This is a genomic window from Pseudomonas sp. HT11 (assembly GCF_044875395.1).
Taxonomy (GTDB): Bacteria; Pseudomonadota; Gammaproteobacteria; order Pseudomonadales; family Pseudomonadaceae; genus Aquipseudomonas.
The window spans coordinates 685,970-704,560 of record NZ_CP173217.1; the positions used below are offsets into that span (position 1 = coordinate 685,970).

Here is an 18,591-nt window from a genome sequence, read left to right on the forward strand (position 1 = left end):
GTGGTCGACAACTATCTAGCGCCGCCTGGAATCTCGTTGGTGCAACAGTGAGCGCTCCTCACTTTCCAAGGACTGAATGTATGCCACGTACCCCCCGAGTCGCTGCGCCGCAGCCGACCCTGCCGGTCTTGAGCCCGCCGTTTATCAGCGCGGACGATGCCGCGCGTTGGGCCTACGAACAGACCGATTACGCATCGGCCGACAAGGAATTCGGTGGCGCGATCCTCAAGCAGGGCCACCACTGGTTTGCCACAACGCCCATGGCCGACCAGCACGTCACCTTCGATCATCGGATCGTGCTGGCCACCGACGCCGACGATAATTTCATCGCCCCCGAGGGCTATACCTGCGAGGCGCTCTATCACTCCCACCCGCCGGACATGGCGCAGGTGAAGCTGCACAACCCCGGCATGAGCGATGAGCAGGCCTCGGTGTTCGTCAGTTTTTTCTCGCCTGCCGATCTGCGTTTTATCATCGAACACCGGCGTTCAGTGGCGGCGCACTATCTGTGCGGCCCCGAAGGCTCATTGCTCAAATACGTGAGCAGTGGCTCGGCGGCCGAAGTGCTATTGAGAAAGCGCATTGTCGGTGAGGAGCCATTCGCGCCCTCTGCGGACTTCGAGTCGTTGATCTGGCAGGCCGCGCAAGCTGGCGATTTGCGCGTGGTGGTGGCCAATGCTCACTGGGGAGGCGTGCGCGGACGGGTCAAGCACGGCTGGCGGATCAACACGGCCGTCACCCAGGTGACAGAGGAACAGCCGTTCTGCACGCCGGTCTTCGAGCGCGCAGAGCTGGCGCTGATGGCCGCGCGCGCGTTGTTCCCTGAAGGCTCAGCCCAGGGCTTTGTGCTGAAGCACACGCGCGGCGAAGCGTACGTGGCCACTTACCCCGAGGAACTTGGCACGCCGTTGTTCTCTCCTGCTGCACGGTTCCCGTTGCGCGCCGATGGCCAGTTACGCCTGCCCTCCAACTTTCGACTGGAGGCTATCTACTACCGCGCCACGCCTTTGGCCGCTGACATTCCCGCACGTGAACCCTGGCTGTATTCCACTTTCTTTACCCCGGCCGAAGTGGCTGCCGCTATCACCCAGTCACGCGCGACCCTGGCGCTGCAGGACAAGACGCGTGGGCTGCATCTGTATCAGCAGGCGTCGGATGGCGCGCTGCTCAAGCTGCAAGTGCCCGGTTCTGCGACCGACCTGGCTGGCGCCGATGGTGACGACAACGGCGCCCAGGCCGCGCTGCTGGCCGGCATGCTGAGCCCGCGTGGCTATGTGCGCCGGGTGATTGCCTCAACGACGGTGTCGGTAGTGGCGGCGGGGTTGCTCTGGCGAACCCTCGGCCCGGTGGACAACCGGTCGGCGGTGCTGGACGGTTCATATCGGGCCGTGTTGAGCCGCGCCTTTATTTCGGCTCACGATGCAGCGGTGTATGCGCACGAGCAGATAGGGCGGCGACGCGAGCGTGCCTATGGCGGCTACGTGCTCAAAGACGATAAGGGACGTTTCTTTATCACCGAGCCTGAGGCAAGTGATGCCAACCCGTTTGCCCAGCTGCTGTTTTTTCCTGCGGATGGGCAAGGCCCGTTGATTGCGCCTGAGCCCTATCAGGTTTTTGGGCGTTACGGCTCGCACCCCGCGCTGTCGATGGTCGACCCCGGTTGGGTGGCGCAGCGGCGCTGGAGCCGTGAAGACGCGCTGATCAACCTGCAGGTTTTTTCCGCCGATGAGATCCACGATGTGATCAGTCACGGGCAGCCGGCCTATCTGTCGGCCGCCGAGGATTGTTTACTGGCGTACACGCCCAGTTCTTCCAGCGCTGAGCAACGGCTGCTGACCCATACTGCGCCGCAACCGGGTGGCAGTTCCGCTCAGCAACGGCTGGACAGCGGGCAGGTCAAGCCTGCGCAATGGGTCATCGTGCTGGCCGAAGCCGGTGATTTGCGGGTGATCCTGGGCAACGCGTTGTGGGGCCCGCGCTCACCGGTCTATGACGACTGGACGGCGTATTTTGACTATGCGCCAAGAGTCGGCGCGCCTGACTACGCGACCTACGGCGCGCTGTTTGACAGCGCTGATGCGGCCGCTCGCAACCTTCACGCACGGGTTCATGGGCGCAACCTCGCCGAGCAGGCCTACTTCGGTTTTATTCTCAAGCACAAGGACACCGAGCAGTACTTGGCGAGCGAGGTTGCAGGTGTCGGCGACCAGAGTGCCCTGTTCAAGCTCAACCGTGTGTTTACCCCGATCGCGGGCGGCGATTTCCAGTTTCCGGACGGGTTCGTTCTGTGCGCATTGTTTCGTTCGCAGCAGTGGCAACCGGCGGGCGTGCCGGCCTCGACAGCCTGGCTGACCCGCTACTTCGTGATGCCCAAGGTGCTGTACGTCGCCCTCTATGACACCAAGCGTGCAGGCGAGAAATACAACAATGGCACCACCCTGCCGGTGTACTTCTCGACCCAGGAGGGCGCCTTGCTGCGGTACGTGTCGCTGCCGTTCAACGTGGGAAGTGGCGGCCCGGTGGACAGGCTCCTTGAGGATGACGAACGCTTGTTGGCCTCGGGCCAGAAAACGACGCAAGCCTTTGTCCGGGACTGGGCCGACCGAGGTGAACTCAAGGTGATTCATACCAGCCAGTGCTGGGACACTCCGGGAGTGGTATCGCGTACCTGGGCCGGCTACGAGCACCTGGCTCGACGCCGATTGAGCCCGGCCTTCGCCGACGCGGATGATGCGGCGCGTTATGCCGCCGACATTATCGGCGAGGGACGCCGCCGCACCTATGGCGGGGTGCTGCTGCGGCAGGCGGATGGCATGTACGTGGCGACCGACCCATTGGCCGTGCCGCCCCAGGGTTTTGCGCTGAACTGGGTATACCCCGATGTCGCCGTCACTGGCGGGCTTTATCCCCATGGCAGCACCATCGTTGCGCGCTACCGCTCGGTGCTTGGCGAGGAGACGCAAATGCTGGTAGCTGCCGACCAAAAGGCTATCTACCAGAGCATGCTGCCCACCGCAGTGCTGTCGAACCTGTTGCACCGTGATCCTCGAATACAGCGCGAATACCTGTTCGGGCCCCAAGGCACGATCCTGCGTTACCAGTTGACCGGCTCGGTGGAGGAAGCGGCGCTCAAAGCGCGTCTGGTGCCACTGAACCCACTGAACGGCAACCAAGTAGACACCGAGGTCGAACGCCAACTGCGGGCCGGTACCCTGCTGCCGGGTGACTTCGTCGGCCAGGTCGCCAAGGCCGGCGACCTGCGCGTCGTCAAGGGCAATGCGTTGTGGGGGTTTGCCCGGCGCTTGAGCGCGCCTTTCGTGGCGAATCTGGCGACACTGCCGGCCCTGGAGATCAAGCAGGTATTCGCCGATGCACCGTGCAGCCCGATCTTTGCCCGCGCCGACGACGCCGTACGTTATGCACAACGATTGGCATCGCCCCGGCCAGAGGTACAGTTCGGTTACGTGCTCAAGTCCGTCAATAAAAATGCCTACATGACTACTCTGCCGCTGGTACGCGGGAATTACACGCGGCTAGAACAGGTTTTTGCCGACGGCTTGCTGCCCCAGGGCTATGGCTTGGATGGCCTGTATTTGTGCGCCTCTACCGCTGCGATTGCGCCGTCCAGCGATGCCATGGCCACCAGTTTCTTCACTCCCCAGGCGTTGGCCGGTGGCGTCGGCTTCCTCGGCAGTCTGTCCAGAAGCCGCGGCTTGCCGCTTTACCTGCTGTGTGCCGACGGTGCGCTGCTCAGCTATGTGGTCGATAAAAATGGCCGGCAGTTGGCCTACGCAATGCTCAGCCAGGCGGGCGCCATCGGCCGGCGTCTGCTTGAGGGCGGCTCGACCGTCGCAAGTTTTGTCAAAGAACTGGCTGCCAAGGGCGCGCTGGAGGTGCGGGTGCGCAGCACCGTGTGGGGCAAGGAGCAGACCGTAACGGCGCAGTGGGAGCCCAATGCCGAACCCTGGCCGTTCGAACACAACCCTCACTTGCTGTCGTTTTGCGGGCCGCTGTTCAGCCATGCCGATGACGCGGCGCGCTGGGCTCGCAAACAGGTGGGCCCATTCAAGGGCGTCGAATACCTGGGCGCGGTGCTGACCTGTCCCGGGATTACCGGGTTTGTGCCACTTGAACCCGTAGAGGACCGCCACGCCTGGCTGCAGGACACGATTGTGAAACTGTTCCGGTTCGAGCGCGCCGGGCTTGAGGTCACGGTCGCGCACCCTCTGTTCGGCTACGCCGTTAACGCCGTGCAGGCCTTCTACAAAGGCATGGCTGCTGTGCCGGACCTGCAAGCTCAGGAAGTGAAGCTGCTGAACAATTTTGTCTCCGGCAACGAGCTGAGGTCGTACCTGGATATCGTCAAGATCAACCGCCCGGTCGCCGAGAGTGTGTACCTGACGTGCCGGGGCGGCGCACTGCTCAAGTATGTGCCCGGTTTCACGGCGGCCGAGACGCAATTGCTGAGTGCCGGTGCGTCGGTTTTGCCCAGCGCGCTGGTCAGCGGTTTGTGGGCGGCCGGCCAGCTGGCGGTGCTGGAAACCGACGCCTTCTGGACCCGCGCAGGGGTGTTGGGCAAGGCGTGGCAAGCCAACCTGCAGGCTGAACCTGATCCGCTGGACGTCGAGTACGGCCGGGACAAGGACGAACTCTGAGGTGTTATCAGCGCTTGCGCATCAGCCCGATAAAAAACAGCCCGCCAATCGCCGCCGTGGCCACGCCGATCGGCAAGTCCTCGGGGGCGATCAGCGTGCGTGCGGCCACGTCGACCCACACAGGAACACACTGCCCAGCAGCACGCACACCGGCAATAGACGCCGATGCTCGGCGCCGACCAGACGCCGGGCAATGTGCGGCACCATCAGCCCGACAAAGCCGATGGAGCCGCTGATCGACACCAGCACTGCGGCCATCAACGAGGCGACCAGGAACACCTTCAACCGCACAGTGCGTGCGTTGAGGCCGAGGGTCTGTTCGCTGGCCATCAAGGCATTGAGCGGGCGCGCCATGCTCAGCAGCAACAACAGCCCTTTGCACCTGGGCAACTTGCGCTTGCATTTGCGCGATCAACGCGTTGGTGCGTCCTGCACGTCGAAGATCCTGCCCAGGTTGCGCAGGTCGTTGTAGGTGTCGTCCAGGGTGGCGCATCTCGCCTGCCTCATGCAGAACCTGAGGTGGATTCACGTTGGTTGAACATACGCGCCAACACCAGCCGATCCAGGGCCCACACCGCGATCAATGAAGCGCCGACCAAGGGGAAAATGATCGCCAGCGCGAGCATGATCACCATCGCGGTTTTCCACTTCGGCACGTCATGGCGCAGCGGCGGCACACCCAGGCCACCGGCAGGCCGGCGTTTCCACCAGATCACCACGCCACTCACCGCGCTGAGCAAAATCATCAGGCAGATCAGCAGCACGATGAGTTGGTTGACCCAACCGAACATCTTGCCTTCGTGCAGCATCACACCCGTCTCGGTGGCGCGCGCCAGCGTGTTGTAGTGTTCCCAGCGCACATCGGCGAGCACCTTGCCGGTGTATTGGTCCACGTGCAGGGTGGCGTCGTTGCGTGGGTCGTTGGCGAACACCGCGACGGTGAACACGCCGTCGGCGGTGCTCGGAAAGGTGATGCTGTAACCGGGCTCAACCTTGCGTGAATTGGCCAGATCGACCACCTGTTGCAAGCGCACGGTCGGCGCGGCCGGGCCCGACTGCATGGCACCGTGGTTCATGTGTTCGGCGTGGTCGCCGGACATCGGCATCGGCGTGTTTTCCATCGCCCACGGCACGGTTTGCTGGCTGGCGGTATTGAGGCTGCGCGCCTGCTGATCCGACTGCGGCACGTTGTTCCACATCGCCGCCGGAAAGCGATTCCACAACGCGGCGTATTGCTTGCCCCAGAAGCCGGTCCAGGTCATGCCGCTGAGCAGCATCACCAGTAAAAACGCCGCCCCCCAGAAACCGGCGACGGCGTGCATGTCGCGCCAGAACACGCGCCCACGCGCGTTGAACCGTGGCCACAACACCCCGGCGGACGACTTGCCGCGCGGCCACCACAGGTACAGGCCGGACACCACCAGCATCACGCCCCAACCGGCGGCGAGTTCCACCAGGCGGTCGCCGACGGTGCCGATCATCAGCTCACCGTGGAGTGCGCGGGCGATGGCTTGCAGGTTGTAGTTGGCATCCTGTTCGCCAAGCACAGTGCCGCGGTACGGGTCCACGAATACGGTCACTTCGCGGCCGTTGTCATGCATCACGAACTGCGCGCTGCTGGTGGCGTCGGCCGGTGGCAGGTATTTACTGATTTTGCCTTGGGGAAAGGCTGCCTGCGCTCGCTGTAATTGCTCGTCGGCACTCAGGGCGTGTTCGGCGCTTTGCACGGTGAGCAGCTCGCCGTACATCAGCGGGTCGAGCTGGGGTTTGAACAGGTAGATGATGCCGGTGAGGGCTAGCAGCACCATGAACGGCGCGACGAAAAGCCCGGCGTAGAAGTGCCAGCGCCAGGCCAGGTTGTAGAAGGAAATCTTTTGAGTGGTCATCGGGTGCTCCGCAAAGGCTTTAAAAATTTTTGTCGGTTATGCCGCCTTCGCGAGCAAGCCCGCTCCCACATTTGAAATGCATTCCAAGTGTGGGAGCGGGCTTGCTCGCGAAGCTCTTAGAAGCTCATGTCCACCTTGGTCCAGAGCGTGCGCCCCGGTTCCTTGATCGCTTGCGGGTCGCTGGCCGGATAGCCGAACCCGGCGTTGCCGGCCAGGTTCAAGTGCTCGGCGTAGGCCTTGCCGAACAGGTTGTCGACACCGGTGCTGACCTTGAAGTGCTTATTGATGCGGTACGCCGCGTTCAGCGAGAACACGCCAAAGCCGCCGCTTTTGTCGAAGTCCTTGCCGACCACGTTGCCCTTGTTTTGGTCGATGCGGTTTTGCGCTGCAACCACGCGCCACAAGGCACCGGCGCTCCAGTCGTCTTCGCTGTAGGTCAGGCCGAAACGCGCGTCCAGCGGCGGCATTTGCGGCAGGGCCTTGCCGTCGCTGGTGTTCTTGCCCCAGGCATAGGCGAGGCTGGCATCGGCTTTCCAGTGGCGGGTCAACTTGTAGGCCGCGCCGAGTTCGCCGCCCATGATCCGTGCATCGACGTTACGCGCCTGGGAGGTGGTGCCCATCATGCCGGGCTTGTAGTCGAACAGGATGAAGTCGCGCACCTGGCCGACATAAGCCGAGGCCCAGGCTTCTACGTCAGCGGTTTTGTACTGCGCGCCGAAGTCGAGTTGGGTGGTCTTTTCCGGCTTCACACCCTCGAAGGCATTCACTGAACCGACCGCGCCGGTCTTAGGGGAAAACAGCTCCCAGTAATCCGGGAAACGTTCCGAATGGCCCAGCCCGGCGTAGACGGTGGTGGGGCTGTCGGCCAAGTCGTGCTCATAGCGCACAAAGCCCGACGGCAGCGTATCGGCGCGGGTGTCGTCGGCGGTCGGGTTGGGGCGGGACATCATTCCTGAACCGGTCCTTTGGCGAAAATCCTTGGCCGAGGCGCGGTCCAGGCGCGCGCCGGTGATCAGGCGATCACGGTCGGCGGCGTACCAGGTCAGTTCGCCGAACACGCCATAGTTGTGGAAGTTGGCGTCCCTGTTGCGCGGCAGATCCTTGTAGGTGTCGATGCCCATGCTGCTGCGCTGGCGGTGTTCGTTGGTCTGCGCGTCCAGGCCGCTGATCAGTTGCACGTCGGCCCAACGCCAGGTGGCCTTGATCCGCGCGCCGAGGGTGCGGCGGTCGACGTTGGAGGCCATGGGACCTGCCATCATGCCGGTGCCGGACGGCGTGCGCAGGCTGTAGTTGTCCATCACATGATCGGCATAGTTGTAGTAGACCTGGGCTTCGACCTTATCCAGCACCTCGCCGATGTTGGATTTTTCGAAGCGCAGGCCCAGGCTTTCGCGCAGGAACTGCGAGCCGTCCATGCCGCGCCCGGCGTAACGCGCTTCGCCATCGCCACGGCCGGCGGTGAGTTCCAGCAGGGTGTCGGCGTCGGGGGTAAAACCGACGGCGACGTCGCCGTTCCACTTGTCGTAGCGCGAGGCAACCGTGTCGTTGTTGCCGTCCTTGTAGTCATCGGCGTGTGCCTGGTTGCCGATCACGCGCACGTAGCCCAGCGGCCCGCCGGCGGCGGCATCGATGACTTTGTCGAAGCGCCCGTTGGAGCCGGCCAGCACGCTGGCGTTGACCCGCGTGCCCAGCTCGCCGAACTGCTCCGGCTCACGCTCGAACAGAATGGTGCCGGCCGACGCGCCCGGGCCCCAGAGCACGGTTTGCGGGCCTTTGATCACGGTGAGCTTGTCGTAGGTTTCCGGCGAAATGTAGGAGGTCGGTGCGTCCATCCGGCCTGGGCAGGCGCCGAGCATCATGCCGCCATTGGTGAGGATATTCAGGCGCGAACCGAACATGCCGCGCAGCACCGGGTCGCCATTGGTGCCGCCGTTGCGCACCAGGGCGAAGCCAGGAATGGTCTTGAGGTAGTCGCCGCCATCGCTGGCCGGCACCGGCTGGCGTGGGTCTTTGGGGTTGGTGATCACGGTCAGCGGCGAGCTGGGAGCAATCGCGGTGATCACCGTGGGGCTTAACTCATGATCATCGGCGTGTACCTGTGGCACCAACAGCGCGCCACACAGAACAGCGAAAACGGGGGTACATCCCATACGGGTGTCAGCAGAAAACCTGGACATGAAAAATTCCATCAATCATTCGTAAACAACACGGCCAGCAGCCTGCGGCTGTCTGTCTAAAGTCGGCCGGTGTGAAGTAACGCGGTGAAATGCTTACGCGGTGATGGGGGGCGCGCGGCTGCGCGCGCCGGGGAAAATGCTCCGCCGGGCATGGCCCAGGCGTGGGGCGGGGGTGAGGGCGTTGGCCGGCGGCGCGGTGGCGAGGGTGACATAAGACACGCTGCCGGGCAGGGCCGGGCAACTGAAAAGCAGGCTGCAATAGCCGCACTTTTCCCAAAGCACGTGGTGCTCGTCAGGCGCTTTGCTGTGTTGCGGTGCATCGCCATGGCAGCTGGGCATGTCCATGGACATGTCCATCGACATACCGGCGTGATGATCCATCGGCATCGCTTGGGAAATCAGCGGACCGATAAAGATCATCAGCATGGCGAACAGGCTGATCCAGCTGGCGCGCATCAACCCCGGGGGCTTGCGGCGTTGCACGGATAACCTGGCGCGAGGGGCGCCCATCGAGGTTGGCCTATTGCGCGTGCATAGACTCGTGGCCAGCCGCTGGCGGCGTTTTCTGCACCGAAACTTCCACTTCAACCTTGCCGGCTTTTTCGAACGTCAGGGTCAGTGGGAATTGCTTGCCGTCGGCCAGCCGGCTGCGGTCTTTGAGGCCCAGCAGCATCACGTGATAGGCCATTGGCGCGAAGGTCAGATCCCCTTTGGCCGGCACGGCAACGCTGGGCACTTGTTGCATCTTCATCAGGTCGCCCTGCATCACATGCTCGTGCAGCTCGGCCTTATCCGCTACCGGCGTCTCGACGCCAAGCAAGCGGTCCGGCGTTTCGCCGGTGTTATGAATCACGAAATACGCAGCGACGGTCGGCGCATTCGGTGGCAGCTCCTGTGACCAGGGATCGCTGACCAGCAGGTCGCCGGCCTTGTAGTCATCGGCATTCGCAGCAACACACACCGGCAGCAACAACGCAGCCAGAAGCAGGGAAGATTTGAGCATGGCAGTTCTCCAGAACGGTTCTAAACGCAGTTCACTTGCGAAGAAATCAGACCGTTGGAGACGCGCGCGGGTTGAGGCTCGGCCATTGCTGGCGCGGGGTAGGGGCTTGCAATGAAGGCGGCGGCAGACTCTGCGCCGCCGCAAAACGCGTGAGATACAACTGCGGCACATGCCCCGGCAAGGCCACCAAAGGCGGTGAGCCCGAGCAACACCAGCAGTGCTGCATGGTGGAGTGGTCGTCCTGCTGCGGCGCCGGAATGTCCAGCTTGCCCAGGGCAATGGTCTTCAGGCTGGCGCCATTGGAGGAGCAAAAGCTGCCCCACAGCAATTGCTGAACAGGGTCGCTGGACTGCTGCATCGCACTCGCCATCGGCATGGCAAAGGCGTTGAACAGCACTGCAAAGCAGGCGATCCACACAATTGCAAAGCGTTGACGGGCCATGGCGGACAATCCGTAGGGTTAAGCGATCAGGTGCGTATTTAGCCTGATCGGTGGGGATAAGTAAAAAAGGGCGGTGTGGTTTGGTGTCGCAGTGGTTGCCTTCATGATAGTCGGGAACCACAGATTGCCAATCTTAACCCTGTGGGAGCTGGCTTGCCTGCGATGGCATCACCTTGGCGTGGCTGGAAGACCGAGTCGCCCGCATCGCAGGCAAGCCAGCTCCCACACCTATTTGTGCCTGACCAACATTTTGCGCCCGCCACAAACCAAATGTGGGAGCGGGCTTGCTCGCGAAGGCGGTGTATCAGTAACGGCCAGGCTCACTGACCCACCGCCATCGCAGGCAAGCCAGCTCCCACACCTATTTGTGCCTGACCAACATTTTGCGCCCGCCACACTCCAAATGTGGGAGCCGGGCTTGCCCGCGATAACGGTGGGTCAGCCAGTGATTTATTGACTGACCCACCGCCTTCGCGAGCAAGCCCGCTCCCACATTGGAAAGGGGGTATTTAGAGCGTGTTGACTGCCTGTAGCACCGCAGCCACGGTGGTGAATTCTCGATCTACCGCAGTCAACACGGGGCGCTTCAAGACAAGCACCGGTAGTCCCAGCTCCCGCGCCACTTCCAGCTTCGGCTCAGTGGCCGCACTGCCACTGTTCTTGCTGATCAACACATCAATCCCACGCCGCTCAAACAATGCGCGCTCGTCTTCGATCAGAAACGGCCCACGTGCACCGATCACTTCACAGCGTGCATTGCCGGGATACACATCCAGGGCGCGCAGCGTCCAGAACTGATCGGCGGGGATTTCATCGAGGTGCTGCAATGGCTCGCGCCCCAGCGTAAACAACGGGCGCTTGAAGGGTTTCAACGCTTCAATCAGCTCGGCCCAATCACTGACCTCACGCCAGTCATCCCCGGCTTGCGGCTGCCACGCGGGTCGCCGCAAGGCCCAGCAAGGAATGTCGCACAACTGCGCAGCCAGGGCGGCGTTGCCACTGATCTGAGCCGCATAGGGATGCGTGGCGTCGAGGATCAAGCTGACATTTTCATCGCGAACAAACTGCGCCAGGCCTTCAGCCCCGCCATAACCACCGACGCGCACGTGGCAGGGGAGATCGGTAGGCACACGGCCCACACCGGCCAAACTGTAGATATGCTGCGGCCCCAGCGTGCGGGCGATGGCCAGCGCTTCCGTTACGCCACCCAACAGCAGGATGCGTTTCATAGCGGCTTGACCACTTCCAACAGGGTTATCGGCAACGCCTGGCGCCAGGTGTCGAACTCGCCCAGTGGCTGGGCCTGGGCCACGTGAATGCGGGTCAGCTCGCCGCCGTGCTCTGCGCGCCAGGCCATCAGGGTCATTTCGCTTTGCAGCGTCACGGCATTGGCGACCAAACGGCCGCCGGGGCGCAGGTGCTGCCAGCACATGTCGAGCACGCCATCACGGGTGACGCCGCCACCGATGAAGATCGCGTCCGGTGCTTCCAGTCCGTGCAGCACGTCCGGCGCCTTTCCACGAATCAATTGCAAACCGGGCACGCCAAGGGCGTCGCGGTTATGTTCGATCAGGCCTTGACGGCCTGCGTCGGCTTCAATCGCCAGCGCGCGGCAGCTGGGATGGGCACGCATCCATTCGATGCCGATGGAGCCACTGCCCGCGCCTACGTCCCAGAGCAACTCGCCGGGCATCGGTGCGAGGCGGGCGAGCGTCATGGCGCGCACGTCACGCTTGGTCAGTTGGCCGTCGTGTTTGAAGGCTGAGTCCGGCAGGCCGGCGAGGCGCGACAGGCGCGGCGTGTTGGCGTCGGCCACGCAGTCAATGGCTACGAGATTCAAATCCGCAACCGAGGCGTGTGGCCAATCAACCGCCAGCCCGTCAATGCGCTGTTCATCCGCGCCGCCCAAGTGTTCAAACACACTGACACGGCTGGCCCCAAACCCGGACTCAACCAACAGCGAAGCAATCGCCGCAGGGCTGCGGCCATCGTTGCTCAACACCAGCAACCGCACGCCGCTGGCCAGCTGCGCATGCAGCGCCGCCAGCGGCCGCGCAACCACTGACAACGTCACCACGTCCTGCAATGGCCAGCCCAACCGCGCCGCCGCCAGCGACACCGACGACGGCGCCGGTAAAACCAGCAACTCTTCAGCCGCCACCTGGCGCGCCAGACTGGCGCCCACGCCATAGAACATCGGGTCGCCGCTGGCCAGCACGCACACAGGCTCGCCGCGTCGCGCCAACACGGGCGCCAGGGAAAACGGGCTTGGCCACAACTGCCGCTCACCACGAATACACACCGGCAACAGGTCCAACTGACGCTGGCCGCCTATAATCCGGGAGGCGCGCAACAGGGCGTGCCGGGCGTTTCTGCCCAGCCCCTTGAAGCCGTCTTCACCGATGCCTACTACCGTCAGCCAGGGCGACATATCAATTCCTTGAACGACATCCGACGGGCAGGCTTTTCATGCCGCCGGACAAAGCAGGCATAATACCGCGCCTTTACCCGTCAACCGGTAGCCCCGTGAACCCAACACCTGCTCTGAACACCTTGCGCCCCTCGGCTTGTCCGGGGTTGCTGCGTATTGTCCAGGCGTTGGATGGCGGCATTTGTCGGATCAAACTGGCCGGTGGCGCCATCACTGCCGCCCAGGCGATGGCCGTGGCGGACGCGGCCCAGGCCTACGCCGGTGGAGTGATCGAGGCCACCAACCGCGCCAATCTGCAGATTCGCGGGATTGGTGCCGAGCAGCAGGCCTTGATCGCCGCGCTGCTGGCCGCAGGCCTGGGCCCGAACAACGCGGCTGGCGATGATGTGCGCAACCTGATGCTCAGCCCCAGCGCCGGTATCGACACTCAGATGTTGTTCGACACCCGACCGTTGGCCGGGCAGATCCTCGCCACCTTGCAAAACCATCCACGGTTCCATGAGTTGTCGGCCAAGTTCGCCGTGCAGCTCGATGGCGGTGAAGCCCTGGCGATGCTCGAGCATCACCACGACCTGTGGTTGTCGGCGTTTGAGCGCGATGGCGAAACATTATTGGCCTTCGGCCTGGCCGGTTGCCCTGGGTTGGATGCGCCATTGGCGGCCGTGCCCCTGGAGCAAGGTCATGCTCTGGTCGTTGCCGTGCTGGAGCTGTTTCTCGACGTGGCGACGCCCACGCAAACCCGTATGCGTCATCTGGCTGTGGATAACTTACTGGCCCGTCTGAGCCTGCCGCTGCTGCCGGTGGAAGGCTTCAAGCGCCCGGCCAGTGGGGCTTTACTGCACTTGGGCAGTTATCCACAGCGGCAAAAAGATCAATTCTACGTCGCCGCCGTTGCACCGCTGGGTCGCCTGGATTCAAGCATGCTCAAAGGCGCCGCGCAGTTGGCCTTGGAGTTCGGCGACGGCACTTTACGTTTCACGCCATGGCAGGGCGTGCTGCTGCCCAACCTTAAAAGCCACGGCGCAGTGACTGAACGTCTGGCGCACCTGGGCTTTCTCTGCTCAGTCGACCAACCCCTGGCGCGCCTGATTGCCTGCACCGGCTCAAGCGGCTGTGGCAAAGGCCTGGCCGACACCAAGGCCGACGCCCTGCAATTGGCCGCGCTGCAACCTGGCGTTGAGGTGCACCTGTCCGGCTGCCCACGCTCCTGCGCGGCCGCGCACACCGCGGCTGTCACGTTGCTGGCGGTGAGCCCCGGCCACTACGACGTCTATTTTCGCGATGCAGCCCAGCCAGGTTTCGGCCGGCTGCACGCGCGCACTCTTTCCATTGAAGCGGCGGGCGCCCTGTTACGCGCACGCTCACGGAGCAACACCGATGATTGATTACATCCGCGACGGTCAGGAGATCTATCGCAACTCCTTCGCCATTATTCGCGCGGAAGCCAAGTTGGACCGCATCCCGGCTGATTTGGAAAAACTCGCGGTGCGGGTGATTCATGCCTGCGGCATGGTCGAGGCCATCGATGGCCTGCAGTTCTCCGAAGGCGCAGGCAAGGCCGGGCGCGATGCGCTGGCCGCCGGTGCGCCGATTCTGTGCGATGCGCGGATGGTCTCTGAAGGCGTAACCCGTGCGCGCCTGTCGGCCAACAATGAGGTGATCTGCACCCTGCGCGACGACAGCGTGCCGGACCTGGCGCGCGCGTTGGGCAACACCCGTTCCGCTGCCGCGCTGGAGCTGTGGCGCCCGCACCTGGAAGGCAGCGTGGTGGTGATCGGCAACGCGCCGACCGCGCTGTTCTACCTGCTGGAGATGCTCGACGCCGGCGCGCCAAAACCTGCATTGATCCTGGGCTTTCCGGTCGGCTTTGTCGGCGCTGCCGAGTCCAAGGCCATGCTGGCGGCCGACAGCCGTGGCGTGCCGTTCGTGATCATGCAAGGGCGTCTGGGCGGCAGTGCGATGGCGGCCGCTGCGGTCAACGCCTTGGCCACGGAGGTCGAATAATGTCGGCACGCGGACGTTTGATCGGCCTGGGCGTGGGCCCCGGCGACCCGGAACTGATCACCCTCAAGGCCCTGCGCCTGCTGCGCGAATCGCCGGTGGTGGCGTACTTCGTGGCCAAGGGCAAGAAGGGCAATGCGTTCGGCATCATCGAAGACCACCTGGTCGCGCAGCAGACCCTGATGCCGCTGGTGTACCCGGTAACCACCGAAGTGCTGCCGGCGCCGCTGTCCTACGAGCAAGTCATCAGCGACTTCTACGACACGGCCAGCCTCGACGTGGCCGCGCACCTGGACGCCGGCCGCGACGTGGCGGTGATCTGCGAAGGTGACCCGTTCTTCTACGGGTCCTACATGTACCTGCATGATCGCCTGGCCGAGCGCTATGACGCCCAGGTGATTCCCGGCGTGTGTTCGATGCTCGGCGGCGCCTCGGTACTCGGCGCGCCGCTGGTGTATCGCAATCAGAGCCTGTCGGTGCTCTCGGGCGTGCTGCCCCATGACGACCTCAAACGTCGCCTGGCGGATGCCGATGCGGCGGTAATCATGAAGCTGGGGCGTAACTTCCCCAAGGTGCGCCAGGTGCTGGAAGAACTCGGCCTGGCCGAGCGCGCGCTGTACGTAGAGCGCGCGACCATGGCCAACCAGAAAATCGTGCCGCTGGATCAGGTCGACCCGGCGTCTTCGCCGTACTTCTCGCTGATCATCGTGCCCGGCGAAAGGTGGCAAGGTTGATGCGCCCGGCGATTGTCATTCTGGGCCAGGGCAGCCTGGCCACGGCGCGCAGGATTGCGCAGGTTTACCCCGGCGCGCTGATCCACGGCTTGGCCGGGCGCGTTGAAGGCGCCGACCAGACCTACAGCGAGTTCGGCGCGACCCTGCGCCAGCTGTATCAACAGGGCACGCCGCTGATTGCGCTGTGCGCTGCCGGCATCGTGATCCGCACCCTGGCGCCGCTGCTGCTGGAAAAGGGCGAGGAGCCCGCCGTGCTGGCCGTGGCGGAAGACGGCAGCGCCGTGGTGCCGTTGCTCGGCGGCCTCGGTGGCGTGAACGTGATGGCGCGCGACATTGCCGCCGCGTTGGACGTGCCTGCCGCGATCACCACCAGTGGCGAGTTGCGGTTCGGCACCTGCCTGCTCAACCCGCCGGCCGGTTATCAGCTGGCGGATCTGGAGCTGGGCAAGCGTTTTGTCTCGGACCTGCTGGCCGGCGAAAGCGTGCGCATCGAAGGCGCGGCGCCCTGGCTGGCTCAGGCCAATCTGCCGCAGGATCAGCAGGCGCGTCTGGCGATTCATGTGGGCAGCGCCGAGCGCGTGCCTGCGGCCAACGAGTTGCTGATTTACTCGCAGAACGTGTGCGTCACCTGCAAGCCCGGCGCGCACTTGGCTGAGCGTGTGCGGGCGGCATTGCACGACGCGGGTCTTGCCGTTCAATCCCTGGCCTGCGTGTTGGCCAGCGATACACAGATGGCCGAACCTTCGCTGCACGAGGCTGCGCTGGCGTTGAATGTGCCGCTGCTGTTTTCCAGCGTCACGCAAGAGGCGGACATCGTCATCAGCGTCGCCGAGCAGCCCCTGGACCTGGCGCATGTCGGGCGCCCGCGCGGCCGTCTGGCGGTGATTGGCCTGGGCCCTGGCGCCGCCGAGTTGATGGTGCCGGCGGTCAAGGCTGAACTGGCGCGCTGCACCGATGTGCTTGGTTACGAAACCTATGTGCGCATGGCCGGGCCATTTCGTGACGACCAAGTGCAGCACTGCACCGATAACCGCGAAGAAATGCAGCGTGCGCGCCATGCCTTCGAGCTGGCCGCGCAAGGGCGTTCAGTTGTGGTGGTATCGTCCGGAGACCCCGGCGTATTCGCCATGGCGGCGGCCGTGATCGAGGCCTTGCATGAGTCGAGTAACCCGGCCTGGCATCAGGTTGACCTGCAGATTCTGCCAGGCGTCTCGGCGTCGCTTGCCACCGCTGCGCAGGCGGGTGCGCCGCTGGGGCATGACTTTTGTGTGATGTCGCTGTCGGACAACCTCAAGCCCTGGTCGATCATCGAAAAGCGCCTGGACCTTGCGTCCCAGGCCGACTTGGCGCTGGCGTTCTACAACCCGATCTCGCGTTCGCGGCCATGGCAATTGGGGCGCGCGCTGGAAATCGTCGCGCTGCACCGCACGCCTGAAACGCCTGTAGTGCTGGGGCGCGATATCGGTCGCCCAGGCCAGACACTGCGTGTCACCACGCTTGGGCAACTGACGCCTGAACAGGTGGATATGCGCACCATGGTGCTGATCGGCTCGTCCACCACGTGCGTATTCCCGCGCGCCGGTGGCGGTGCGTGGGTGTACACGCCGCGCTGGTATGGCGAAAAACCCGCCTCCTGAAAACGGCCTGTCGCACGCCGGAAAGCTCCGAGTAACGCTGGGTTAACGCCCGCCGTTATTCGGGGCTTTTTCTTTTTTTATCGACGAAATCCGGAAGGGCCCAAGGGCCGCCCAGCAATCGTTGGGTGGCGTAGCTCGCCGCATGCCGGCAAATGATGTTTGTGGTCTGGAAAGCGCGCTCGCGGCTGGACTAGTGTGAACACACGCCCCATGTGGGGTGCCTGTGGAGAACTGAAAATGGAGCGACAGCACCGAAGGATCAACAGCGTAAAGAGGCGCAAGTTGATTGCCGCCTACAAGTTGCCGGGAGCGCCGGGTGTACAGACCTCTGCGCCGATGGGCACGGACGATGACAGCAACGCGGCGGTGGTGAACAACGGCGTGATCTCGTTTATCGAGGGGATGTCCGCCCCGAACCGCGAATACGTTCGCAAGAGCTATTTGCTTGCGAGCAGCTACGTCAGCGATGTGTTGAAGGTTCAACGCGGCACCGAAGCCTGGTATGACGAATTTATCAAGGTGATGGTCAGTCTGGGCTGGCTGCCGGTGCGCAGCCGCTTCGAGCGGGTCACGCGCTCGGGCAAAGGCCTGACCGTGCAACTGGCGGCACTGAACATCATTGCGGCGATGCTGGCCTCGACGTCGCTGGCAGGACCGTTGCTCACCGCATTGCCCAAGCTGGCGGCGGATGCGTTGGAGGCGTTGAAGCAGCAACCCGCGACGTTTGACCTGTTCAAACGCAATAGCACGGTGCATCAGGGCGGTGATTTCGGCCTGGCCTCCTGCGCCGAAACCGAGGGAGAAGTGATGATGGTGCTGGTGACCTACAGCAGTCACGGTGTGAGCAAGCAGGTCGGCTTGCCCTTTCTGGAATGGGACAGCGCCTCGTTCGAGGCCTTCAGTGGGCAAACCTGCCTGGTGCTCAATACCGCGGTGGTCAACGAAACGACGCTCCAGCTGATGCGTGAGAGCGCCGGTGACAAGGTCCAGCTGGCCATCGCCAAGTACCGTATCTAGGGCACCAGATAACCGCGTACGCCGGTAAAGATGATCTGCGCGGCGAGGGCGCACACGAACAACCCCATCAACCGGCTGACAATCTGCAAGCCCTGGTCGCCCAGAATGCGTTCGATGCGGTTGGACAGGTACAGCACCACGCCCACCGTGAGGCTGGCCAGGGCAATGCTGAGGATGGCCATGATCTTGTCATCCCAGTGCGGCTGGCTCACGCCCATCACCAGCAGCGCACCGATGGTGCCCGGGCCGACGGTGAGCGGGATGGTCAGCGGCACAATGGTCACGTCCTGCTGCACGTTGTCGGTCTGTACCGCCGACTTGCCCTGGGCCATGCCCAGCGCCGAGATGAACAGCACGCTGCCGGCGCCGATGCGAAAAGCGTCCACGGTGATGCCGAACACGCTGAAAATCACCCGCCCGAACAGGTACAGCAACACGCTCGACACCAGCGTTGCCAGCGCTACTTTCCAGGCCAGTCGCCGCCGCTCCTTGCTGGAATAACCACGGGTCAGGCTGATAAAACAGGACAGCACGAAGAACGGGCTGTAGAGCACCAGCATCTTCAGGTAAACGCTGAATAACACGTGGAGCATGAGGGCGGCTCGCGG

The 18,591-nt window shown here is 63.6% G+C and carries 14 protein-coding genes and 2 pseudogenes; 6 read left to right on the top strand and 10 right to left on the bottom strand.

Going from position 1 to position 18,591, the window contains the following annotated elements:
- Positions 1-80 precede the first annotated feature (80 nt).
- The gene (locus ABWL43_RS02965; RefSeq protein WP_404486651.1) at positions 81-4,655 is read left to right on the top strand and encodes a hypothetical protein; all 4,575 of its coding nucleotides are present in this window, start codon (positions 81-83) and stop codon (positions 4,653-4,655) included.
- A gap of 7 nt (positions 4,656-4,662) precedes the next feature.
- On the opposite strand, the pseudogene ABWL43_RS02970 reads toward ABWL43_RS02965, so the two are convergent.
- The 9 genes and pseudogenes from ABWL43_RS02970 to cbiE all read right to left on the bottom strand — a co-directional run.
- Positions 4,663-5,030 (bottom strand): annotated as a pseudogene (locus ABWL43_RS02970) (FecCD family ABC transporter permease); the annotation flags it as partial.
- A pseudogene (locus ABWL43_RS02975) lies at positions 5,017-5,144 on the bottom strand (iron ABC transporter substrate-binding protein); the annotation flags it as partial. The pseudogenes ABWL43_RS02975 and ABWL43_RS02970, both read right to left, overlap by 14 nt.
- A 14-nt stretch (positions 5,145-5,158) precedes the next feature.
- Positions 5,159-6,541 (bottom strand): PepSY-associated TM helix domain-containing protein, encoded by a 1,383-nt coding sequence (locus ABWL43_RS02980; RefSeq protein ID WP_404486653.1) that lies wholly within the window; start codon positions 6,539-6,541, stop codon positions 5,159-5,161.
- 116 nt (positions 6,542-6,657) lie between these two features.
- Positions 6,658-8,718: a TonB-dependent copper receptor gene (locus tag ABWL43_RS02985; RefSeq protein ID WP_404486655.1), complete on the bottom strand. Its 2,061-nt coding sequence runs from the start codon at positions 8,716-8,718 to the stop codon at positions 6,658-6,660.
- A gap of 93 nt (positions 8,719-8,811) precedes the next feature.
- Positions 8,812-9,174 carry a DUF2946 domain-containing protein gene (locus tag ABWL43_RS02990; RefSeq protein ID WP_404488358.1) on the bottom strand — a complete coding sequence of 121 codons (363 nt, stop codon included), beginning with the start codon at positions 9,172-9,174 and terminating at the stop codon, positions 8,812-8,814.
- A gap of 64 nt (positions 9,175-9,238) precedes the next feature.
- Complete coding sequence (locus tag ABWL43_RS02995) at positions 9,239-9,721, bottom strand: copper chaperone PCu(A)C (protein ID WP_369301531.1); 483 nt, start codon at positions 9,719-9,721, stop codon at positions 9,239-9,241.
- A gap of 46 nt (positions 9,722-9,767) precedes the next feature.
- A complete protein-coding gene (locus tag ABWL43_RS03000) occupies positions 9,768-10,163 on the bottom strand; it encodes a DUF2946 domain-containing protein (protein ID WP_106577683.1) in 396 nt (131 codons plus the stop codon).
- A gap of 509 nt (positions 10,164-10,672) precedes the next feature.
- A complete protein-coding gene (locus ABWL43_RS03005; protein WP_404486658.1) occupies positions 10,673-11,392 on the bottom strand; it encodes a cobalt-precorrin-6A reductase in 720 nt (239 codons plus the stop codon).
- Complete coding sequence (gene cbiE, locus ABWL43_RS03010; protein WP_404486660.1) at positions 11,389-12,594, bottom strand: precorrin-6y C5,15-methyltransferase (decarboxylating) subunit CbiE; 1,206 nt, start codon at positions 12,592-12,594, stop codon at positions 11,389-11,391. Before cbiE ends, ABWL43_RS03005 begins: the two co-directional genes overlap by 4 nt.
- Positions 12,595-12,632: 38 nt before the next feature.
- Between cbiE and cobG the strand changes: the two genes are divergently transcribed.
- The 5 genes from cobG to ABWL43_RS03035 all read left to right on the top strand — a co-directional run bounded on the left by cobG (position 12,633) and on the right by ABWL43_RS03035 (position 17,983).
- On the top strand, positions 12,633-13,979 hold the full coding sequence (cobG, locus tag ABWL43_RS03015; protein ID WP_404486662.1) for a precorrin-3B synthase: 1,347 nt from the start codon (positions 12,633-12,635) through the stop codon (positions 13,977-13,979).
- Positions 13,972-14,598 carry a precorrin-8X methylmutase gene (locus ABWL43_RS03020; RefSeq protein ID WP_404486664.1) on the top strand — a complete coding sequence of 209 codons (627 nt, stop codon included), beginning with the start codon at positions 13,972-13,974 and terminating at the stop codon, positions 14,596-14,598. The genes cobG and ABWL43_RS03020 overlap by 8 nt, the downstream gene beginning before the upstream one ends.
- Positions 14,595-15,329 (top strand): precorrin-2 C(20)-methyltransferase, encoded by a 735-nt coding sequence (locus tag ABWL43_RS03025; protein WP_177410092.1) that lies wholly within the window; start codon positions 14,595-14,597, stop codon positions 15,327-15,329. Before ABWL43_RS03020 ends, ABWL43_RS03025 begins: the two co-directional genes overlap by 4 nt.
- On the top strand, positions 15,329-16,966 hold the full coding sequence (gene cobJ, locus ABWL43_RS03030; RefSeq protein ID WP_404486666.1) for a precorrin-3B C(17)-methyltransferase: 1,638 nt from the start codon (positions 15,329-15,331) through the stop codon (positions 16,964-16,966). Before ABWL43_RS03025 ends, cobJ begins: the two co-directional genes overlap by 1 nt.
- Before the next feature lie 237 nt (positions 16,967-17,203).
- Entirely contained in the window at positions 17,204-17,983 is a 780-nt protein-coding gene (locus tag ABWL43_RS03035; protein ID WP_145160283.1) for a hypothetical protein, read from the top strand.
- Here the strand turns inward: ABWL43_RS03035 and ABWL43_RS03040 are convergent.
- Positions 17,980-18,576: a MarC family protein gene (locus ABWL43_RS03040; RefSeq protein WP_017253590.1), complete on the bottom strand. Its 597-nt coding sequence runs from the start codon at positions 18,574-18,576 to the stop codon at positions 17,980-17,982. The genes ABWL43_RS03035 and ABWL43_RS03040 overlap by 4 nt on opposite strands.
- Positions 18,577-18,591 lie beyond the last annotated feature (15 nt).

What these genes read in the sequence shown, in the direction of transcription:
- ABWL43_RS02965 (WP_404486651.1), top strand. Translation starts at nt 81, where the DNA reads ATGCCACGTACCCCCCGAGTCGCTGCGCCGCAGCCGACCCTGCCGGTC.
- ABWL43_RS02980 (WP_404486653.1), bottom strand. Translation starts at nt 6,541, where the DNA reads ATGACCACTCAAAAGATTTCCTTCTACAACCTGGCCTGGCGCTGGCAC.
- ABWL43_RS02985 (WP_404486655.1), bottom strand. Translation starts at nt 8,718, where the DNA reads ATGTCCAGGTTTTCTGCTGACACCCGTATGGGATGTACCCCCGTTTTC.
- ABWL43_RS02990 (WP_404488358.1), bottom strand. Translation starts at nt 9,174, where the DNA reads ATGCGCGCCAGCTGGATCAGCCTGTTCGCCATGCTGATGATCTTTATC.
- ABWL43_RS02995 (WP_369301531.1), bottom strand. Translation starts at nt 9,721, where the DNA reads ATGCTCAAATCTTCCCTGCTTCTGGCTGCGTTGTTGCTGCCGGTGTGT.
- ABWL43_RS03000 (WP_106577683.1), bottom strand. Translation starts at nt 10,163, where the DNA reads ATGGCCCGTCAACGCTTTGCAATTGTGTGGATCGCCTGCTTTGCAGTG.
- ABWL43_RS03005 (WP_404486658.1), bottom strand. Translation starts at nt 11,392, where the DNA reads ATGAAACGCATCCTGCTGTTGGGTGGCGTAACGGAAGCGCTGGCCATC.
- cbiE (WP_404486660.1), bottom strand. Translation starts at nt 12,594, where the DNA reads ATGTCGCCCTGGCTGACGGTAGTAGGCATCGGTGAAGACGGCTTCAAG.
- cobG (WP_404486662.1), top strand. Translation starts at nt 12,633, where the DNA reads ATGCCGCCGGACAAAGCAGGCATAATACCGCGCCTTTACCCGTCAACC.
- ABWL43_RS03020 (WP_404486664.1), top strand. Translation starts at nt 13,972, where the DNA reads ATGATTGATTACATCCGCGACGGTCAGGAGATCTATCGCAACTCCTTC.
- cobJ (WP_404486666.1), top strand. Translation starts at nt 15,329, where the DNA reads ATGCGCCCGGCGATTGTCATTCTGGGCCAGGGCAGCCTGGCCACGGCG.
- ABWL43_RS03035 (WP_145160283.1), top strand. Translation starts at nt 17,204, where the DNA reads ATGGAGCGACAGCACCGAAGGATCAACAGCGTAAAGAGGCGCAAGTTG.
- ABWL43_RS03040 (WP_017253590.1), bottom strand. Translation starts at nt 18,576, where the DNA reads ATGCTCCACGTGTTATTCAGCGTTTACCTGAAGATGCTGGTGCTCTAC.